Annotated in this window: 14 protein-coding genes and 1 pseudogene; 7 read left to right on the forward strand and 8 right to left on the reverse strand. The window is 73.2% G+C overall.

Features of this window, described 5'->3' with window-relative positions:
- Window positions 1–17 precede the first annotated feature (17 nt).
- From AB0B39_RS08175 to AB0B39_RS08185, 3 genes are all read right to left on the reverse strand, one after another.
- On the reverse strand, window positions 18–491 hold the full coding sequence (locus AB0B39_RS08175) for a biotin/lipoyl-containing protein (protein ID WP_357574367.1): 474 nt from the start codon (window positions 489–491) through the stop codon (window positions 18–20).
- 194 nt (window positions 492–685) lie between these two features.
- Window positions 686–2440 (reverse strand): acetyl-CoA carboxylase carboxyltransferase subunit alpha, encoded by a 1755-nt coding sequence (locus tag AB0B39_RS08180; protein WP_357573843.1) that lies wholly within the window; start codon window positions 2438–2440, stop codon window positions 686–688.
- Window positions 2437–2775 carry a TcmI family type II polyketide cyclase gene (locus tag AB0B39_RS08185; protein ID WP_234587057.1) on the reverse strand — a complete coding sequence of 113 codons (339 nt, stop codon included), beginning with the start codon at window positions 2773–2775 and terminating at the stop codon, window positions 2437–2439. Before AB0B39_RS08185 ends, AB0B39_RS08180 begins: the two co-directional genes overlap by 4 nt.
- Window positions 2776–3219: 444 nt before the next feature.
- Here AB0B39_RS08185 and AB0B39_RS08190 point away from each other — a divergent pair, with 444 nt between their 5' ends.
- The 5 genes and pseudogenes from AB0B39_RS08190 to AB0B39_RS08210 all read left to right on the forward strand — a co-directional run bounded on the left by AB0B39_RS08190 (window position 3220) and on the right by AB0B39_RS08210 (window position 8588).
- On the forward strand, window positions 3220–4032 hold the full coding sequence (locus AB0B39_RS08190) for a BTAD domain-containing putative transcriptional regulator (RefSeq protein ID WP_234587055.1): 813 nt from the start codon (window positions 3220–3222) through the stop codon (window positions 4030–4032).
- Window positions 4033–4125: 93 nt separating this feature from the next.
- Complete coding sequence (locus AB0B39_RS08195; RefSeq protein WP_357496987.1) at window positions 4126–4473, forward strand: TcmI family type II polyketide cyclase; 348 nt, start codon at window positions 4126–4128, stop codon at window positions 4471–4473.
- Between the two features lies 1 nt (window position 4474).
- Entirely contained in the window at window positions 4475–5824 is a 1350-nt protein-coding gene (locus AB0B39_RS08200) for an NAD(P)/FAD-dependent oxidoreductase (RefSeq protein WP_357496989.1), read from the forward strand.
- Window positions 5825–6945: 1121 nt separating this feature from the next.
- Window positions 6946–7182: pseudogene (locus tag AB0B39_RS08205) on the forward strand (hypothetical protein); the annotation flags it as partial.
- Window positions 7183–7382: 200 nt separating this feature from the next.
- A complete protein-coding gene (locus tag AB0B39_RS08210; protein WP_357496991.1) occupies window positions 7383–8588 on the forward strand; it encodes a low temperature requirement protein A in 1206 nt (401 codons plus the stop codon).
- A 40-nt stretch (window positions 8589–8628) separates the two neighbouring features.
- Here the strand turns inward: AB0B39_RS08210 and AB0B39_RS08215 are convergent, their stop codons facing one another.
- Complete coding sequence (locus AB0B39_RS08215; protein WP_357496993.1) at window positions 8629–9456, reverse strand: hypothetical protein; 828 nt, start codon at window positions 9454–9456, stop codon at window positions 8629–8631.
- 252 nt (window positions 9457–9708) lie between these two features.
- Here AB0B39_RS08215 and AB0B39_RS08220 point away from each other — a divergent pair, with 252 nt between their 5' ends.
- On the forward strand, window positions 9709–9915 hold the full coding sequence (locus AB0B39_RS08220; RefSeq protein ID WP_007460667.1) for a hypothetical protein: 207 nt from the start codon (window positions 9709–9711) through the stop codon (window positions 9913–9915).
- Window positions 9916–10105: 190 nt separating this feature from the next.
- Window positions 10106–11065, forward strand: a complete 960-nt coding sequence (locus AB0B39_RS08225) for a TIGR03557 family F420-dependent LLM class oxidoreductase (RefSeq protein ID WP_357573844.1) — start codon at window positions 10106–10108, stop codon at window positions 11063–11065.
- Window positions 11066–11219: 154 nt separating this feature from the next.
- Here the strand turns inward: AB0B39_RS08225 and AB0B39_RS08230 are convergent, their stop codons facing one another.
- From AB0B39_RS08230 to AB0B39_RS08245, 4 genes are all read right to left on the reverse strand, one after another.
- The gene (locus tag AB0B39_RS08230) at window positions 11220–12728 is read right to left on the reverse strand and encodes a hypothetical protein (RefSeq protein WP_357573845.1); all 1509 of its coding nucleotides are present in this window, start codon (window positions 12726–12728) and stop codon (window positions 11220–11222) included.
- A 168-nt stretch (window positions 12729–12896) separates the two neighbouring features.
- Window positions 12897–14990: an amino acid transporter gene (locus AB0B39_RS08235; protein WP_234587036.1), complete on the reverse strand. Its 2094-nt coding sequence runs from the start codon at window positions 14988–14990 to the stop codon at window positions 12897–12899.
- Between the two features lie 100 nt (window positions 14991–15090).
- Window positions 15091–15480 carry a hypothetical protein gene (locus AB0B39_RS08240; protein ID WP_234587034.1) on the reverse strand — a complete coding sequence of 130 codons (390 nt, stop codon included), beginning with the start codon at window positions 15478–15480 and terminating at the stop codon, window positions 15091–15093.
- Window positions 15481–15968: 488 nt separating this feature from the next.
- Window positions 15969–16739, reverse strand: a complete 771-nt coding sequence (locus AB0B39_RS08245; RefSeq protein WP_234590474.1) for a DUF5995 family protein — start codon at window positions 16737–16739, stop codon at window positions 15969–15971.
- Between the last annotated feature and the right edge of the window lie 125 nt (window positions 16740–16864).

Raw genomic sequence — 16864 nt, forward strand, 5'->3', positions numbered from 1 at the left:
CTCACCCATTCCCGCCGTCAGGCCGGATCCAGCTCGACCAGTGGCTGGTCGTACTCCACCGGCTGGCCGTCCTCGACGAGGATCGCGGCCACCCGCCCGGCCCGGTCGGCGGTCACCTCGTTCATCAGCTTCATCGCCTCGACGATCGCGACCGGCTGGCCGGGGCGGACCAGGTCGCCCACCGCGACGAACGGTCTCGCGCCGGGCTCCGGCGCGCGGTAGAAGGTGCCGACGATCGGTGCCCGGACCGCCGGACGCCCGGGAACCGGCGGCCGGATCAGCGCGGCCGGCGGGCCGGGCACGCCCGCGCCCGCCGAGGGCGGGACGCCGGCCGGTGGCGGTGCCGGGGGTACGTCCGGTCGGGCGGCCGGCTCGTCCGGGTGCCACTGGACCTCCAGCACCGTCGTCCCGCTGCGCAGCCGGATCCGACGCACCGGGCCGGGGAGTTCGGCGAGCAGGTGCCGTGCCTGTCGACGCAGCCCGGCCAGCACCTCCTCGGCGTCCGCGTCGGTCCCCGGTTGCCCGTCCGCCGGCTGACGTCCGGCCGGGAGGACGGCGTCGGCGGGCTCGGGGCCGGTCTGCGCCACGCGCCCGCCGTCCGCGTCGACCCGGCCCTCGTCGGTGCGGGCCCCGGCGTCCGGCCTACCGTTCGAGCTGTCCACCGTGGAGGCCGTGGGCGTGGCGGTCATCGGGCACCCGCCCGGGCACCGGCGCGGGTGGCGCCGAACCGGCGGAACCGCTGCCGGCGCAGGCGGACCAGCATGGCGGGCGGCACGTCCAGCAGCGGCAGCAGGTTCGCCAGCAGCGCGGCGCGCAGCCGTCGGGCGGTCTCTGCAGGGTCGTCGTGGGCGGCCGTCGCCGGTTCGGGGACGATCTCGTCGACGACGCCGAGACGACACAGGTCGGGCGCCGTCAGCCGGAGCGCGCGGGCGGCCTGCGGCGCGGCGGAACGGTCCGGCCAGAGGATTGCGGCGCAGCCCTCCGGGCTGATCACCGAGTACACCGCGTGTTGGAGCATCAGCACCCGGTCGGCGACGGCGAGGGCCAGCGCGCCACCGCTGCCGCCCTCACCGGTGATCACCGCGAGGACGGGGGTGGGCAGCACGGTGAGGGTGAGGATGTTCTCCGCGATGGCGGCCGCCTGGCCCTGCTCCTCGGCGCTGATCCCCGGGTCCGCGCCGGGGGTGTCGACGAGGGTGACCACCGGCAGGCCGAGGCGCGCGGCGAGCCGCATGAGTCGCAGCGCCTTGCGGTGCCCGGCGGGGCTGGCCATCCCGAAGTTGCGGGCGACCAGGTCGGCGGTGGTGTGTCCCTTCTGGTGGCCGATGACCATGACGTGCCGGCCGGCGAGCCGGGCGACACCGCCGACGATGGCGGGGCAGTCCCCGCCGAGCCGGTCGCCGTGCAGCTCGACGAACCCGTCGAAGACCGAGTCGAGATAGTCCAGGGTGGTGGGTCGACCCGGGTGGCGGGCCGTGCGCACGGTGTCCCACGCGTCGCGTACCGCAGGTGTCGGGCCGTCGTCGGCCGGCCGGTGGCCGTCGGCCTCCGCCGGCGGGACGGTCGGGGTCGCGCCGGCCAGGCGTTCGTGGTGCCGCGCCGGCTCCTGACGGGGTACGGGTGCCCGCGCCGGACGGCCGGCGCGGGCCGCGGCCAGCAGCGCCGCGAGTCGACCCCGCAGCGACCGGCGCTGCACCACCATGTCCACCTGACCGTGGCGCAGCAGGAAGTCGGCGGTCTGGAACCCCTCGGGCAACGCCCGGCCGGTGACCTGGCGGATCACCCGTGGTCCGGCGAAACCCATCCGGGCGCCGCTCTCGGCGAGCACCAGGTCGGTGTTGGTGGCGAACGACGCCGCCACCCCGCCGTAGGTCGGGTCGGTGAGCACGCTGACGGTGAGCAGACCCGCCTCGCGCAGCGCGGCGATGGCCTGGCTGACCGTGGCCATCTGCATCAGCGACAGGGCACCCTCCTGCATCCGCGCCCCACCGGACGCGGTGACCAGGATCAGTGGCAGGCGATCGTCAAGCGCTTGCTCGGCGGTTCGGGTGATGAGCTCACCCACCGCGCAGCCGAGGCTGCCGCCGAGGAAGCGGAAGTCCATCACGGCCAGGGCGGCCGGTTGTCCGCCGATGGTGGCGGTGCCGCACAGGACCGCCTCGGCCAGGCCCGTGCTGACCCGCGCGGCGCTGAGCCGGTGCGGGTAGGGCAGCACGTCGACGAAGTCGAGCGGGTCCGCCTCGCTCGGCCGGTCGGGCAGGAGGCGCAGGGAGCCCGGGTCCACGAGCTGGCGCAGTCGTTCCGGGGCGCCGAGCCGGGTGTGTTCACCGCACTCCGGGCAGACGTCCAGGTTGCGGCGCAGCCGCTTACGGTAGAGCAGGCTCGCACAGCCGGCGCAGCGGGACCAGAGTTGCTCCGCGGGCCCGGCGGTGGCGGTCACGAGCGCCCTCCGGCGTCCGGGGCGTCGAAGCGGTAGAAGCAGTGCGCCATCGCGTCGCGCGGTGAGCGCCAGGTCGGCAGGTACGGCGAGACGTACGGCCGCAGCCGCTCGCTGACCCGGACGAACTCGGGGTGACCACGGGCGGACTCCACCGCCTCCTGCGCCGGATGCTCGGTGTCGAGCAGGTGCACGTAGAGGTCGTGCAGTCGGTACAGCGCGCGGTGCCGGACGCCGACCAGGCGCGGCAGCTCGGTCGCGTCCGACTCGGCGAAGATGTCCGCGACCTGTTCCTCGGCGGTCGGTACGACCTTCGCGACGATCAGCGATCGCTCCATGGCTGGGCCTCCCCCCACGGCGTCCGGGCCGGCCGGTGAACCTCCGGTCGCGCTGGACGACTGCCGCCACGATGCGGCAGTCGTCGTCACGGCGGCGTCACCGCGACGAACCGACCGTCGACGCTGCACGGTGACGCTGCGTTGACGCAACCTGTGTATGAGCTATGCGTCCCATGCGTGCATCCCGAGCCAAAGGAATGACGTTTTACCAGTTCAGAACCGATCTCACGGTTGCCCCCAGTCGGGGGAAGGCCAACATCGGCGTTGACTCACCGTGACCATTATTGATAATCTTCACGGTGGTCAGCCCGGCGGCTCCGGCGGGCGGTGCCGCGTCTTCACAGCCGTGGTCGCATTCCATCGACGGGGTCGACGGTGGCGAGGCGGCAGCCGATCCGGGACACAGCAGACAGTCGGGACGAGCGTTCCGCAGGGGGTGCCGCCGTGGCCGTTGAGCCGTCCGTGCCGACCGCCGCAGGTCCCGGCGAGGCCGACCTCGCACTGCATCTGCTCGGCGGCTTCCGGCTCCTGCACGCCACCGCGCACATCGTGGTGCCGCGCGGCCTGCAACGGGTGATCGCGCTGATCGGGCTGCGTCCCGGCGCCACCCGCAGCCAGCTGGCCGGGCTGCTCTGGCCCGACGTGTCGGAGGAGCGGGCGCTGTCGTCGCTGCGTACCGCGCTGTGGCGGCTGCGGCAGGACCCGTGCTGCCCGATGGTCGTGGCCGGCGACACGGTCCGACTGGCCCCGGCGGTACGGCTCGACGTCGACGACCTCGTCCAGACGGCCGCCCGCGTCCGCAACGGCGACGACCCGCGGACCACCGCCGGCGCGCTCGCCGCCGGCCGGCACGACCTGCTGCCCGGCTGGTACGACGACTGGGTCCTGCTGGACCGGGAACGGTTGCGACAACTGCGCCTGCACATGCTGGAGCAGGTGGCCGCGCAGCACCTCGCGGCGGGCCGGCACGGCGAGGCGCTGGAGGCCGCGTTGGAGGCGATGGCCGCCGAGCCGCTGCGCGAGACGCCCCACCGACTGGTGGTGCGTATCCATCTCGCCGAGGGCAACGCCTTCGAGGCGGTGCACGCCTTCTACGTATACCGCGACCTGTTGCGCCGGGAGCTGCGCCTGGAGCCCAGCCCGGCGATGAGCGCCCTGCTCGACGACACGCTCGCCCCGATCCGGGCGGCCACCCGCCCCGCGACCGTCGGCCCGGTGACCGCCGCCCGGCCGTCACCGGCCGGGCGGCCCACGTGACGGTGACGTGACACACCCTGCGGCACGGTGGGCACAACGAGCACGTGACCACCGGCCCACGGGTCGGAACCGGCCACCGGCGGAAGGGTTCCCATGAGTCGTCTACTGATCGTCAGCCGGATCATCCCGGGCGCGGAGGAGCGGGTCGCCCAGATCTTCGCCGAGTCCGACGCCACCGAACTACCGGGTCTGACCGGCGTCACGCACCGGTCCCTGTACTGCCTGCACGACGTGTTCGTGCACCTCATCGAAACCTCGGACGTCGACCCGGGCGCCCTCGCCGCAGCCCGCAACCACCCGCTCTTTGCGCAGGTGAACGAGCGGCTCGCGGCCCACACCTCGCCGTACCTGTCGACCTGGCGCTCCCCCCGCGACGCCATCGCCGACTGCTTCTACCGCTGGGACGCGGCCGACGTGGCAGCGCCCCACCCGGCCGGCTGACATGTCCGCCGCCGGACCGCACGTCCTGATCATCGGCGCCGGCACCGGAGGTCTGTGCCTCGCGCACGGGCTGCGCCGCGCCGGGATCAGCGTCGCCGTCTACGAACGCCACCGCAACAGCGCCGAAGGGCTGCTCGGTTACCGGGTGGGCATCGGCCCCACCGGCAGCCTGGCGCTGCGCGAGTGCCTGCCGCCGAAGCTGTTCGCCACGTTCCTGGCCACCTGCGCCCGACCGCCGAGCTACTTCAACGTCGTCACCCAGCGGCTGCGCCAGACCGCCTCGTTCGAGTTGCGGCCGGCCGTCGACCCGGTGCACACCGAACACTCGGTGGCCCGGATGGTGCTGCGGCAGGTGCTGCTGACCGACCTGGGCGACGTGGTGCGCTTCGACAAGACCTTCGTCCGGTACGAGCAGCACGACGACGGCACGGTCACCGCGCACTTCGCCGACGGGACCAGCGCCACCGGCGACCTGCTGGTGGCGGCGGACGGCACACACTCGGCGGTCCGCCGCCAGTACCTGCCACACGCGGTGACCCGCGACGCCGGCACGATCAACATCGCCACCCGCATTCCGCTGACGGCGCAGACCCGCGACCTCGTACCCGAGCGGGTCCGCAAGGGCATCTCGCTGATCTTCGGCGCCGGCGGGACCATGGGTGTGCTGCACGTGATGGAGTTCAAGTGGGACGCCGACCGGGCGATCAAGCCGGGCGTCAGCGACGACGACGCCGCCCTGCTGCGGGCCTGGTCCGGCCTGTCGGCGCAGACCAGCGCCGACTACATCAACCTGATCATCTGGAGCACGGCCCGCCGCTTCCCGGCCGACGTGCTGCAACGCCGAGGTGCGGACCTGATCCGCGTCGCCCTGGACCTCACCCCCAACTGGCATCCGCACCTGCGGGAACTGTTGCGGATGAGCGATCCGGACAGCGCCCTGCCGATCAAGGTGAGCACGTCCGAGCCGACGCCACCCTGGAAGAGCAGCACGGTCACCCTGCTCGGCGACGCCATCCACACCATGACGCCGGGGCGTGGGGTGGGCGCGAACACCGCGCTGCGCGACGCACGCCTGCTCTGCAAGCACCTCACCCGCGCCGCCGCCGGGGACAAGACGCTGGTGCAGGCGGTCGCGGACTACGAGGCCGCCATGGTGCCGTACGGCTTCGCGCGGGTCGCCGACTCGCTGCACCGCAGCGGCACCAGCGGCGACGACCGGATGTACCGGCCGGTGGTGGGCCGACTCGCGCTGCTCGGTGCGCGCGGCTACTTCGGAGTGACCAGCCGGGTGCCCCCGCTGCGGCGCCGCTTCGTCGACGACTTCCACACCTACGAGGGCGACCAGGACTGAACGCGGCACCACCGACCCGGGCACGGCGACCGCGCCGGCCCGGGTCGCTTCGTGTGCGGGGTCCGGCCCTGCGTCGTCGCGCACATCGGTGGCGTGGCCGCTGCCTGTCACGTCCTGTCGGGGCTGCGACGCTGCGTCACCCGCCAGGCACCCCACGGGATGACCGTCCCGACGGCCGGTCCTCTCTGTCGTCGGCAAAGCGCGTGTGCAAAGCTGCGGCGAGTTTTTCTCGTGACTTATTCGACGAGCAGAGAGGGAGGTTCGCCGTGGAGTGGTCTATCGGACACTCGCTGATAGTGGTACTGGCGTTGTTGCTGGGCCTGGCCGCCGGATGGTTGCTGCGCGGCCGGCAGGACACGCGGGCCAGCGGGCGGGGTCAGTCGATCGTGGACGGTGACCCCGTCGCCGGCCTGGCCGTGATCGACGCTCCGGTGCCGCCGGCCGCCACCGACGAGTCCACCCCGGCGGCGGCCGTGGACGCTCCCCCGGCCGCGGTCAGCGAGGAGCCGGTCCCGGTGGACACGGTCAGCGCACCGGCCGCGGTGACCACGCGTGACGACTCCGCCCCGGACGCCGTCGACACAAGCGACATGGCCCTCACCGACGCGCCGCCGCCCGCCCCCGAGCGGACCGGCGCGGTCGACGAGGTGCCCGCGTTCACGACGGACCCCGAGCCGGTAGCGGTCGACGAGCAGCCCGCCCCGGCGACCGTGATCGCCCCGCGCCAGCCGATGGACGACAGCACCGACACCCTGCCGTCCGAGGCGTCCCACGCCGAGGTGACCCCGGCGGAGGTCCCGCGGGCGGAGACCGGCCCGGCCGAGATCACCGACGTCGAGACCAGCGACGTCGAGACCAGCCCGGCCGAGACCACCGACGCCGAGACCAGCCCGGCCGCGACCAGCCCGGCGGACACCACCGACGCCGGGACCGAGCCGGCGGAGTCCCCGCAGACCGAGACCACGTACGCCGAGGCCACCCCGGCCGAGGCGGCGCCGGCGGTCGCGGCGGTCGCGTCCTCGGCGGACGTCGAGGACGCCGAGCCGGTGCGGGCCGCCCCGCCGGTACGGACGGCCGACACCACGGCGACGCAGGTCGACACCGAGCCGACGGGCCCGGCGGACGACTTCCGCCGGATCCAGGGGGTCGGGCCGAAGATGGCGGCCGCCCTGCAGGCGGCCGGCGTACGCACCTACCGCCAGCTCGGCGAGCTGGACGAGCCGGCGCTGCGCGACCTGATCCGGGCCGCCGGTCTGCGTGCGGCACCCGCGCTGGCCACCTGGCCGCAGCAGGCGCGGGTGCTGGCCGGCGCCGGTGACCAGGCGACAGCGGTGTTGCCGGGCGGCAGCCAGGGCTGAGTGCCGACAGCGAACCCCCGGGACCGCCCGTCTTCTCGACGGTCGGGCCCGGGGGTCCGTCGTTTCGGCGAAGCGGACGGGGTCCCTCCCCGGTCGGGGGACGACCGGACGAATCGCCACTGACGCGGCCGGCCGCTGGCTAGCGTCGGTCAAGGTGGGCCGGACGGCTCGCCGAGTCCACCGGCACCGCGGGAGCGATCGTGCAGTACTCCGCGCCGGAGCCCGGGCACCGCAAGACCCGACCGCCGGTGCGCGACCCGGACGCCCCCCGCCGGGTGACGCTGCTCGAACTCTTCTTCGACCTGGTGTTCGTGGTCGCGCTCGCCCTCATCTCGCGGGGCATGGTCAACCAGCTCGACTGGCATCGGGCCGGCCAGTCGTTGATCCTGCTGGCCGCCGTCTGGTGGACGTGGGCGATCACCACCCTCGTCACCGACCTGTACGACCCGGAACGCACCGAGATCAAGCTGCTGATCAGCGCCGTCATGTTCGGCGCCCTGCTGATGACCACCGCGATCCCGGAGGCGTTCGGCGCACGGGGAATCGTCTTCGCCGCCACGTACGTGACCATCCACCTCGGGCGCGGGCTGTTCCTGATGCCTGCCGTGCGCCGGGAACCGCAGACCCAGCGCAGGGCGGTGCGCATCTTCGTCTGGTTCGCGGTGTCGGCGATCCCCTGGATCATCGGGGCGTACGTCAGCGGCGACGCCCGGCTGGCGTGCTGGGCCATCGCGCTCGCCATCGACTACAGCGGCTTCCGGCTCGCGTACCCGGTGCCCGGGTTGGGAGCGGTGCCGGAGCCGCAGCGCAACGTCACGGCCGAGCACCTCTCCGAGCGGTACCAGCAGTTCTTCATCATCGCCCTCGGCGACTGCATCCTGACCATCGGCACCATGTTCAACCTGTCCCACTCCGAGGCGCAGAACATCGCGTCGTTCGCCGTGGCGTTCGCGACCACCCTGGTGCTCTGGCGGATCTACGTCCACAAGTCCGGCCAGCTGCTGCCGACGGCGATCAAGATGTCCGGAGCGCCGGGCCGGTTCCTGCTCACCGCGCCGTACACCCACCTGCTGATGATCGCCGGGGTGGTGGTCACGGCCTCCGGGTTCGACCTGGTGCTGCACGACGACCCCGGCCGTACGCCGCCGGCCTGGGCGGCGGTGATCCTCGGCGGCCCGGCGCTGTTCCTGGTCGGTCGGTCCTCATTCGAGTACGAAGTGTTCAGCCGGGTGTCGCCGTCGCGGGCCGGCGGTCTCCTGGCGTTGCTGACGATCGCACCGGGGGTGCTGTACCTGCCGCCGTTGTGCGCCTCCCTCGGCGCCCTGCTGGTGCTGGTCGGCGTCGCGTACGCCGACTACCGCCGCAGTCGCGGCAAACCGCCGGAGGCTCCCGCTCCGCCGCACTGAGCCCCCGCGCCGGGCACCACCCGGCCGACCCGGCGGTGGCTCACACCAGCGCTCCCGCGTACCCCCGGACCTGCAACCGTTGTCCGGCGGCGGTACCGAGGCGCACCTGAAGGCCCAGCGGTGCGGCGGCCCGGCGCACGTCGTCCAGGTGCAGCGAACCGTGCCGGTCCACGGTCAGTACCGGCGGCTCCTCCAGCTCGCACTCCGGCGCGTGGAAGGAGAGCAGGGTCACCGACGTGGTGAGGTAGCCGGGGTAGGCGGCACGGGCGGCCGCCTCGTCCGGGTGGGCCAGCACCAGCAGGTCGTCGAGGTGGGCGAAGTCGGCGGCGAGCGCGCCGGCCTTCCAGTGCGCCGGCTCCTCGACGGCCCCGGTGTGGTGCCGGGACCGGTTCGCCGACGTGATGTACAGGTGATCGGTGCCGGTCTCGGCGAGTGCCCGCTCGAAGAACGTGTTGGACGGGCAGGTCAGACCGGGAGCGATGACCTGGGTGGTACGCAGGCCGCGGTCGCGCTGGGTGACGTGCTCGGGCAGCCGGTCGGCGGCGGGGCCCCGGAAGCCGAACGGCCCGGCGCCGTAGAGGGCGTCCATCAGCGCCCGCACCCGGGCGATCGGCAACCGGGGCGAGACCCGGGACCAGTCGAACATTCCCGGGATCCGCCCGATGGCTGTGGTGATGCTGCCGACCTGGTGGACCGGGCGGCCCTTGGCCAGGTTGACCCGGCCGACGGTGGCCGCGTCGGGCCGGGTGACTATCGCGTAGAAGTTGGCGAACGCCACCGCGACGACCGCGCCGCCGGCGAGCGCGCGGGCCGCGACCGCGACGTCCTCGGGGCGGTCGATGTACAGGGACGGGGTCGGGGCGTTCATGGGTCCTCCTCGGCGGGGCCGTGACGCAGTTCTACGTCCGGTGGCCCGCCCGGGGGCCGGGTCGGTCGGCGATCCGATAGCCGACGGTCGGTACGCGATGCGGGCGGCCGATGCCGGTGCGGTACCGACGGCGGACGGCATCGGCCGGACGGAGGATCCGGCGGGGGTGTCGGACGCCCACCGTTAGCCGCGCGACCCGATTGGGTACAACGCCTGCACCTCAGATCCACCACATTCCTTCAGGAGGCAGCGATGCGCGGCACCTCGATACTCGGAGTCATCGTCGTGATCTGGCTGGTGATCGGCGCCATCGCCGGCGGTCAGCGGGGCTACTACAGCGGCGACGACACCAACTGCGCCGAGGCCGGCACGATCCTGGTCACCATCGTGGCCGGACCGCTGAACTACATCGGGGCCAACCCCAAGGTCGACTGCAAGCTGCCCGAGCCGTCCAAGTAGGACGCGTACGCGACCCACCGGCCCGCGCCCCTTCGAAAGGGGCGCGGGCCGTCCGCTGTCCGGAGTCCGGGGGCGCTGCCACACCGCGTAGGGCGTCCTAGGAGGCTGGTTTGGACGCGGGGCGGCGTTTGTCGGTCCCGCAGGCGGGAACCGACCCGCGTCAGCGGGCGGACGGAATCGGGAGCGTGCCATGCAGATCGGCTACAAGCTGGCCTCGGAGGGCTTCGGACCGCAGGAGATCATCCGCCAGGCCGTCCGGGCCGAGCAGGCAGGTTTCGACTTCGTCGAGATGAGCGACCACTTCCACCCCTGGCTGGACGCGCAGGGCCACTCGTCCTTCACCTGGAGCGTGCTCGGCGCGATCGCGGCGCGCACCACCACGCTGGGCCTGGCCACCGGCGTGACCTGCCCGACCGTGCGCTACCACCCGGCGATCATCGCGCAGGCGGCGGCGACCATGGCGCTGATCTCCGACGGACGTTTCACCCTCGGTGTCGGGGCCGGCGAACGGCTCAACGAACACGTCGTGGGCCAGGGCTTTCCCAGCGTGCGGGGCCGGCACGAACGGCTGCGCGAGGCGCTGGAGATCATCCGGTTGCTCTGGCAGGGCGGCTACCAGTCGTACGAGGGACGACACCTGCAACTGGAGGACGCCCGGGTCTTCGACCTGCCGGACACCCCGCCGGTGATCGCGGTCGCGGCGAGCGGCGAGGCATCGGCCCGGCTCGCCGCCGAACTCGGCGACGGGCTGTTCGCCACCGATCCGGACCCCTCGATCGTCGAGCACTACCGGCGTGCCGACGGGTCGGGCCCGCGCTACGCAGAGGTGCCCCTGGCCTGGGCCACCGACGAGCACCAGGCGGTGCAGGCGGTGTTGCAGACCAGCCGGTGGATGGTCACCGGTTGGAAGGTGATGAGCGAGCTGCCGAATCCGGTCAACTTCGACGCGGCCAGCGCGCACGTGGAGGAGAAGCACATCCGCGAGCTCTTCGCCGTCGGCCCCGACCCCGAGCCGCACGTGGCGAAGGTCCGGTCGTACGTCGACGCCGGCTTCGACCACATCGTGCTGCAGAACGCCGGTGGCGACCCCGACGGCTTCCTCGACTTCTTCGCCGCCGACCTCTCCGGCCGGCTGCGCTCGCCGAGCTGAGCCCGCCAGCTCGGACGCTGGACCGACCGCGGTCGGGGCGCGGCGTGCGACCACGCCGGCAGCGGCGCACGGAAACGCCCGCCCGCCCGGACGGCTGTCCGGGCGGGCGGGCTCAGGATGGCTGCGCTCGGGACGAGGCGCGCGGGTCGACGCCTCAGCGGAAGCAGTGCGCGATCGGCACCGCGCTGCCCTCGCAGTTGGTCGGCTCGTTCTCGACGACCACGCTCTCATCGTCGATCTTGACCTGGGCGTGCTCGGCGAAGATGCCGCCGGGCTTCACCGTGGCCGCGTTGTGGGTGACCTTGCTCGTGTAGAGCGCCACCGAGCCGGCGGTGGCGTAGATGCCGCCGCCCTTGGACGTCGCGCCGACCGCCTCGTTGCCGGTCACGTCGCTGCCGCGCACGAGCAGGTTGGACTTCTCGGCGTAGATGCCGGCCCCGATGCCGTGCGTGGTGTTGCCGGCGACCACGCTGTCGTCCAGGGGCAGCAGGCCCTTGACCGTGGAGATGGCCCCGCCGTTGACGGTGGAGGTGTTGCCGCGGATGGTCATCTTGCGCATCACCAGCACCGCGTCGGAGTTGGCGGCGCCACCGCCGACCTGTGCGGTGTTGTTCAGCAGCTCGGTGTCGTACACCTTGGTGCGGGCCGAGAAGCTGGCCAGCCCGCCGCCCTGCGCGGCGCTGTTCTCGGCGAGCGTGGTGGTGTCCACGTCCGCCGCGCCCCGGTAGTTGCCGAGCCCGCCGCCGTAGCCGTTGGCGCTGTTGTGGCGGAACTCCGAGCGCTTCAGCGTCAGCACGCCGCCGTTGAGCAGGCCCCCGCCCTTGCCCGCGGCGCCGGAGGCGCTGTTGCCGATGAAGGTGGAGTCGCTGACCACCATGTTGCCGTCGTTGAAGATCCCGCCGCCGCCGCCCTCGGGCGAGAGCGAGGTGCTCTGGGTGACAGTCACCCGCTCCACCACTGCCGTCGCGCCGTGCACGACGTGCACGCTGCCGCCCTCGATGGCCGAACGGCCGTTGTGCAGCTCGACGTCGCGCAGGGTCAGCTCGCCACCGTCACGGACGGTGAAGAAGCGGAACGGCGCGGCCTGGGCGTCACGGGCGATTGTCGCGCCGGCGCCGTCGATGGTGATGGCCTGGTAGATCACCGGCAGGCCGGACGTGTCGTCGGCCGGGTTGTGCGGCGGGGCGTCCGCGTCGCCGGGGGTTTCCGCCGCGTCGGCCTGCTCCCGGGCGTCACGGATCCCGCCGTCGTACTGGTCGGTCTCGTGGAACGCCTCGGTGAGGGTGTACCGGCACCGGGGCGCGAGCCGCAGTTCCCCGCCGCCCTCCGCGTTGGCCGCCACCAGCGCGGCCACCAGCTTCGCCGCGTCGCACGGCACCTCGACCACGCCCCGCTTGCCGGTGCCCGGGGTGTGCGGTCGGGCCCGCTCGGCGTCGTCGCCGTCACGCTCCGGCCCGGACCGGTCGTCGTCCCGCCGGTCGTCGTCGCGGCTGGCCGCGCTGGTCAACCTGTCCAGGCCCGGGAGGGAGAGGTCGCGGTCGGCCGCGGCGGCGGCGCCGGCCGCTCCCACCACCAGACTCCCGGCCAGGAGCCCGCCGGCTAAGAACCATCGGGACCGCCGTCGGGGTCGTGCCGGGCGGTCTCCTCCTCGGTACGTGGACATCAGGTGCCTGCCTTCCTGGGTACGTGACGGTCCACGCCAATCGGGGCGTGGGGTGCTCGACGTGCCGTCGACCACCAAAGGTCACCATATGGCCGCAATACGGACAGGAAGGTGTGAACGTGAATAGTGCTGCCATTCATCTTTAACGACACCAGACGGTGCGTGCGGTCACCCGCCGACGTGGATGCCCGGCCGGCGCAGCGGGTCCGGCTCGGTACGGCGGATGATCTCCCGTACCACCGGCGGGGTGTCCCCCCGGCCGAGGATCAGGTAGCGCAGCAGGTGCGCGATCGGGCTGCCCTCGGACCACTCGAAGTGCGCGTGCGGGCGTACCCCGGTGGCGTCGCGCAGCGCCAGCAGGATCGCGGCGATCGCGTTCGGCGCGGCCGGACTGCTGGCCCGCAGCACCCGAAAGCCCGCCACCTCGACGCCGTGCACCCGCAGCACCTGGCTGAACCCCGACGGATCCACCACGTCGATCTCCAGGAACAGCACGTCCGCGGCCCCGGGCACCGGGTTCATGCCCCGCTGCGCCCGCTCCTTGATCGTGTACTCCTTCACCGAGCCGCTCTGGCGCTTGTTCGCGATGAGGTGCAGCTGCCCGTCATGAGCCAGCGACTCGGCGACGAACCGGCGGGCCGGCTCGTCGAACTCGATCCGCTCCGCGCGCAGCTCCGTCGTCCGGGTGACCCGGGAGATCAGCGACACCACGATGATGCCGAGGATGAACAGCGCCGAGATGGTGATCCCGTCCGGCTGCTCGACGACGTTCTCCAGCAGCGCGTACAGCAGCACCAGGGTCAGCACCGTGAAGCCGATGCCGGCGACGCGCTGGCGGTGCCGGACCGCGGAGATGGTCACCGCCACCGCGCCGGAGACCATCATCGCCAGGATGCCTGTGGCGTACGCCCCGGCCTGGGCGTTGACGTCGGCCCGGAACGCGATCGTGATGGCGACGCTGACGACGGTGTAGACGACCACCACCGGGCGTACCGCGCGCGCCCACTCCGGGGCCATGCCGTACGAGGGCAGGTAGCGCGGCACGATGTTGATCAGCCCGGCCATGGCCGACGCGCCGGCGAACCAGAGGATGAGCACGCTGCTCACGTCGTAGACGGTGCCGAACACCTCGCCGAGATAGGTGTGCGCCAGAAAGGCCAGCGCCCGACCGTTCGCGGGGCCGCCCGGGCGGAACTCGGCAGCGGGAATGAGCGCGGTGGTCACGAAGGTCGTCGAGATCAGGTACACCGACATGATCAGCGCGGCGGTGGTGAGCAGCCGGCGGGTGTTGCGGATCCGGGCGGCCAGCCGGGCCGGCCGGTCCGGGCCGTCGGCCGACACCAGCGGCATCATGCTGACACCGGTCTCGAAGCCGGACAGCCCCAGCACCAGCAGCGGGAACGCCAGCACTGCCGTGAGCAGGACGTGACCCGGCCCGCCGCCGGCGGTCAGCGCGGTCGTCCAGTCCGACACGATGGCGGGGTCCTCGACGATCCGGGTCACCGCGACCACCACGATCACCGCGTTGAGGACGAGGAAGACCGCCACCAGCGGGATGGCCACCACGACGGCCTCGCGGAAGCCGAGCAGGAACACGCCGCCGAGGACGAGCAGCAGCGCCACGGTGACCAGCACCGGCACCGCCGGGCCGTGCAGGGCGTCCGGCAGGTACGGGTTCTCCAGCAGGTGCACTGTGGCGTCGGCCGAGGACAGGGTGATCGTGATGATCCACGAGGTGGCCACGAACCCGAGCAGCACGAGCACGAAGATCTTGCCCCGCCAGAACGGCAGCAGCCGCTCCAGCATCGCCACCGAGCCCTGCCCGTGCGGGCTCTCCTGGGCCACCCGGCGATACATGGGCAACATGCCGAACAGGGTCAGCGCGACGATCAGCAGGGTCGCCAGCGGGGACAGCGCGCCGGCCGCCACCGCCGCGATGCCCGGCAGGTACGACAGGGTCGAGAAGTAGTCCACGCCGGTCAGGCACATCACCTGCCACCACGCGTGCCTGCGGTTCTGCCCCTCGGCCGTCTCCGGGCCCGGCGGCTGCACCTGGTGTTCGAAGAGCCACCGCCGCAGCGGGCTGGCCGGCGGCGCCGACCGGGCCGGGCTGTCGACCCGCTCGGGCACCACGACACCCTGACGGCCGCCGGAGTGCGGGCGGGCCGGGTCGCGGGCGGCGCGCAGCGCCGGGTCCGGTCCGGTAGGCGTATGGCGGCGTCCGCTCCAGCGTCGCGGTCTCGCCCGGTGCTCGTCAGCCATCGCCCGTCCCACCCTCGCAGGTCCTGCTCCGACGGTAGGTGGTGCGCGGCGGTCCGACCGGCGGAACCGGGTACGCGGATGGCCTACTCAGGGCAGGTCCTCATCCGGCGAGCAGCCGCGCCAGGGCCGGTGGGTCGGCGACGGTGACGGTGGCCGCCGGATGCCGGAGCCGGCCGCCGGGCGCCAGGGCCGGCACCGGTACGCCGAAGCGCAGGCAGACCCCGCCCGCCGTGCTGCTGCCGAAGCTCACGCCGCGGTCGACCATCGACAGGCGGGGGCCGATCACCCGCCACCAGCGGTACGGACCGCTCAGCTCGGCGCCGATCACGTTGTCCCGGCCGGTGCGCAGCCGCCACGGCCCGTACCGGATCACCAGGTCCTGGTCGGTGACGGTGACCCAGGCCGTCGCCGGCCGGACGCCCAGCAGCGCCAACGGTGGACGGAACGCCGGGTCGAAGCGGAACGGGAACCGGGCCGCAGCGGCGCTCATCGCGCCCCGGGCCGGACATCGGGTCGCGGCACCGGGCCGCCCGGGCGTAGCGGGCCGGGCCGCGCGGGTCGGGGTCGGGCGGCGGGGCGGCGCCGGGCCAGGACGGTCATGGCGCGGGCGTACCCCGTACGAGCCAACCGACACCCCTGGGCCGTGTCCTGTCGACCACCGAACGCCCCGCGGCCGGTTTGATCCCCCGCCACCGGCCGGCGGGCGTCCCCCGCGTGGCCGCTGGGCCGGCCGGCGACCCGTCCCGTCGCCGCCGGCCGGCCCAGCGAGCCCGGCCCGCACCGGCTCCCCCGCCGCCGGCCGGCACCCCCCGGGCCGGCCGACGGCGGCGGACGGTCGACACCCCCCGGGCCGACCGGCTGACTCCCCGCCGTCGCCGGTGAGCACCGGCCGACTCGCGGGTGGTGGAGCTGGTGGGGCGGACGCGCCCCCGCGCTCCGCCGCCCCCACGGGCGGAGCGCGGGGACCCCCCGTCCCGGCTACTGCAGGAACGCCCCGAGGGGCGAGAGCAGCAACCGGCCGAGCGCCGCGGCGTTGTCGTCCAGCCGCGTGCGCTCACACTCGCGGGCCTCCGGATCGTGCCGGCACCGCCAGATCTTCTGCGCGTTGCGCCAGGCGACATCGCGGGTGTACTCGACCAGTTCCCCCTGGTACCAGTCGTCGATGTCGCCGTTGAGCATGTCGATGAGCAGCTGCCACCGCTCCAGATAGCCTCGCCGCAGGCCGGGGATCTTGTCCGCGAAGATGTTGTTGATCTCGAGGTAGTCGTGGTGCTGGTCGGTGCCGTCGACCGGCTCCGACTCCAGGTGGTCGAACGTCGTCACCAACGCGAACGGCAGGTCGAAGTTGATGTGCGCGTTCACACCGGCCGCCGCCGACGGCAACGGGCGGGCGTCCGGCCCGCGCATCCGCGAGAACAGACACGACCACGCCTTCGGCGTCCCGGGGCTGGAGTCGGTCCACAGCCGCAGGGCGTCGAAGTAGCGGGCCGCGAACTCGACGTCCAGCCGGGAGAGGAACACCGGGTCGACGAAACGGTCGTCGTACAGGCCGTCCAGCACGCTGCTGGTGATCGTCAGGTAGAGCTTGTTGAAGTCGGCGAGCGGGCAACTCGCCTCCAGCGGTGGCAGCCGCACCAGCATGTCCTGGAGCTTGGTGAGGTGATCGACCACCGCTGGCACGTCCGCCGGGTGGTCGGCCAACAGGTCGACGATGTCCCGGTGCACGGGCCCCCAGACGGGTTCGGTCATCTCTCCTCCATAGTGGTCGTGACGCCCCCGTGACGCCGTCGACGGGGCTCAGCCTCTCAGCCGAGGGCCGCCGCCCGGATCAGTAGAACGACGTATCCCGGCGCGCACACGCGCCGGGATACGTA

Source organism: Micromonospora sp. NPDC049114, from assembly GCF_040648635.1.
GTDB lineage: Bacteria > Actinomycetota > Actinomycetes > Mycobacteriales > Micromonosporaceae > Micromonospora.

Coding starts and splice junctions, on each gene's coding strand:
- AB0B39_RS08185 (WP_234587057.1), bottom strand. CDS start 2,775: ATGGAGCGATCGCTGATCGTCGCGAAGGTCGTACCGACCGCCGAGGAA.
- AB0B39_RS08195 (WP_357496987.1), top strand. CDS start 4,126: ATGAGTCGTCTACTGATCGTCAGCCGGATCATCCCGGGCGCGGAGGAG.
- AB0B39_RS08200 (WP_357496989.1), top strand. CDS start 4,475: ATGTCCGCCGCCGGACCGCACGTCCTGATCATCGGCGCCGGCACCGGA.
- AB0B39_RS08215 (WP_357496993.1), bottom strand. CDS start 9,456: ATGAACGCCCCGACCCCGTCCCTGTACATCGACCGCCCCGAGGACGTC.
- AB0B39_RS08220 (WP_007460667.1), top strand. CDS start 9,709: ATGCGCGGCACCTCGATACTCGGAGTCATCGTCGTGATCTGGCTGGTG.
- AB0B39_RS08225 (WP_357573844.1), top strand. CDS start 10,106: ATGCAGATCGGCTACAAGCTGGCCTCGGAGGGCTTCGGACCGCAGGAG.
- AB0B39_RS08230 (WP_357573845.1), bottom strand. CDS start 12,728: ATGTCCACGTACCGAGGAGGAGACCGCCCGGCACGACCCCGACGGCGG.
- AB0B39_RS08235 (WP_234587036.1), bottom strand. CDS start 14,990: ATGGCTGACGAGCACCGGGCGAGACCGCGACGCTGGAGCGGACGCCGC.
- AB0B39_RS08240 (WP_234587034.1), bottom strand. CDS start 15,480: ATGAGCGCCGCTGCGGCCCGGTTCCCGTTCCGCTTCGACCCGGCGTTC.
- AB0B39_RS08245 (WP_234590474.1), bottom strand. CDS start 16,739: ATGACCGAACCCGTCTGGGGGCCCGTGCACCGGGACATCGTCGACCTG.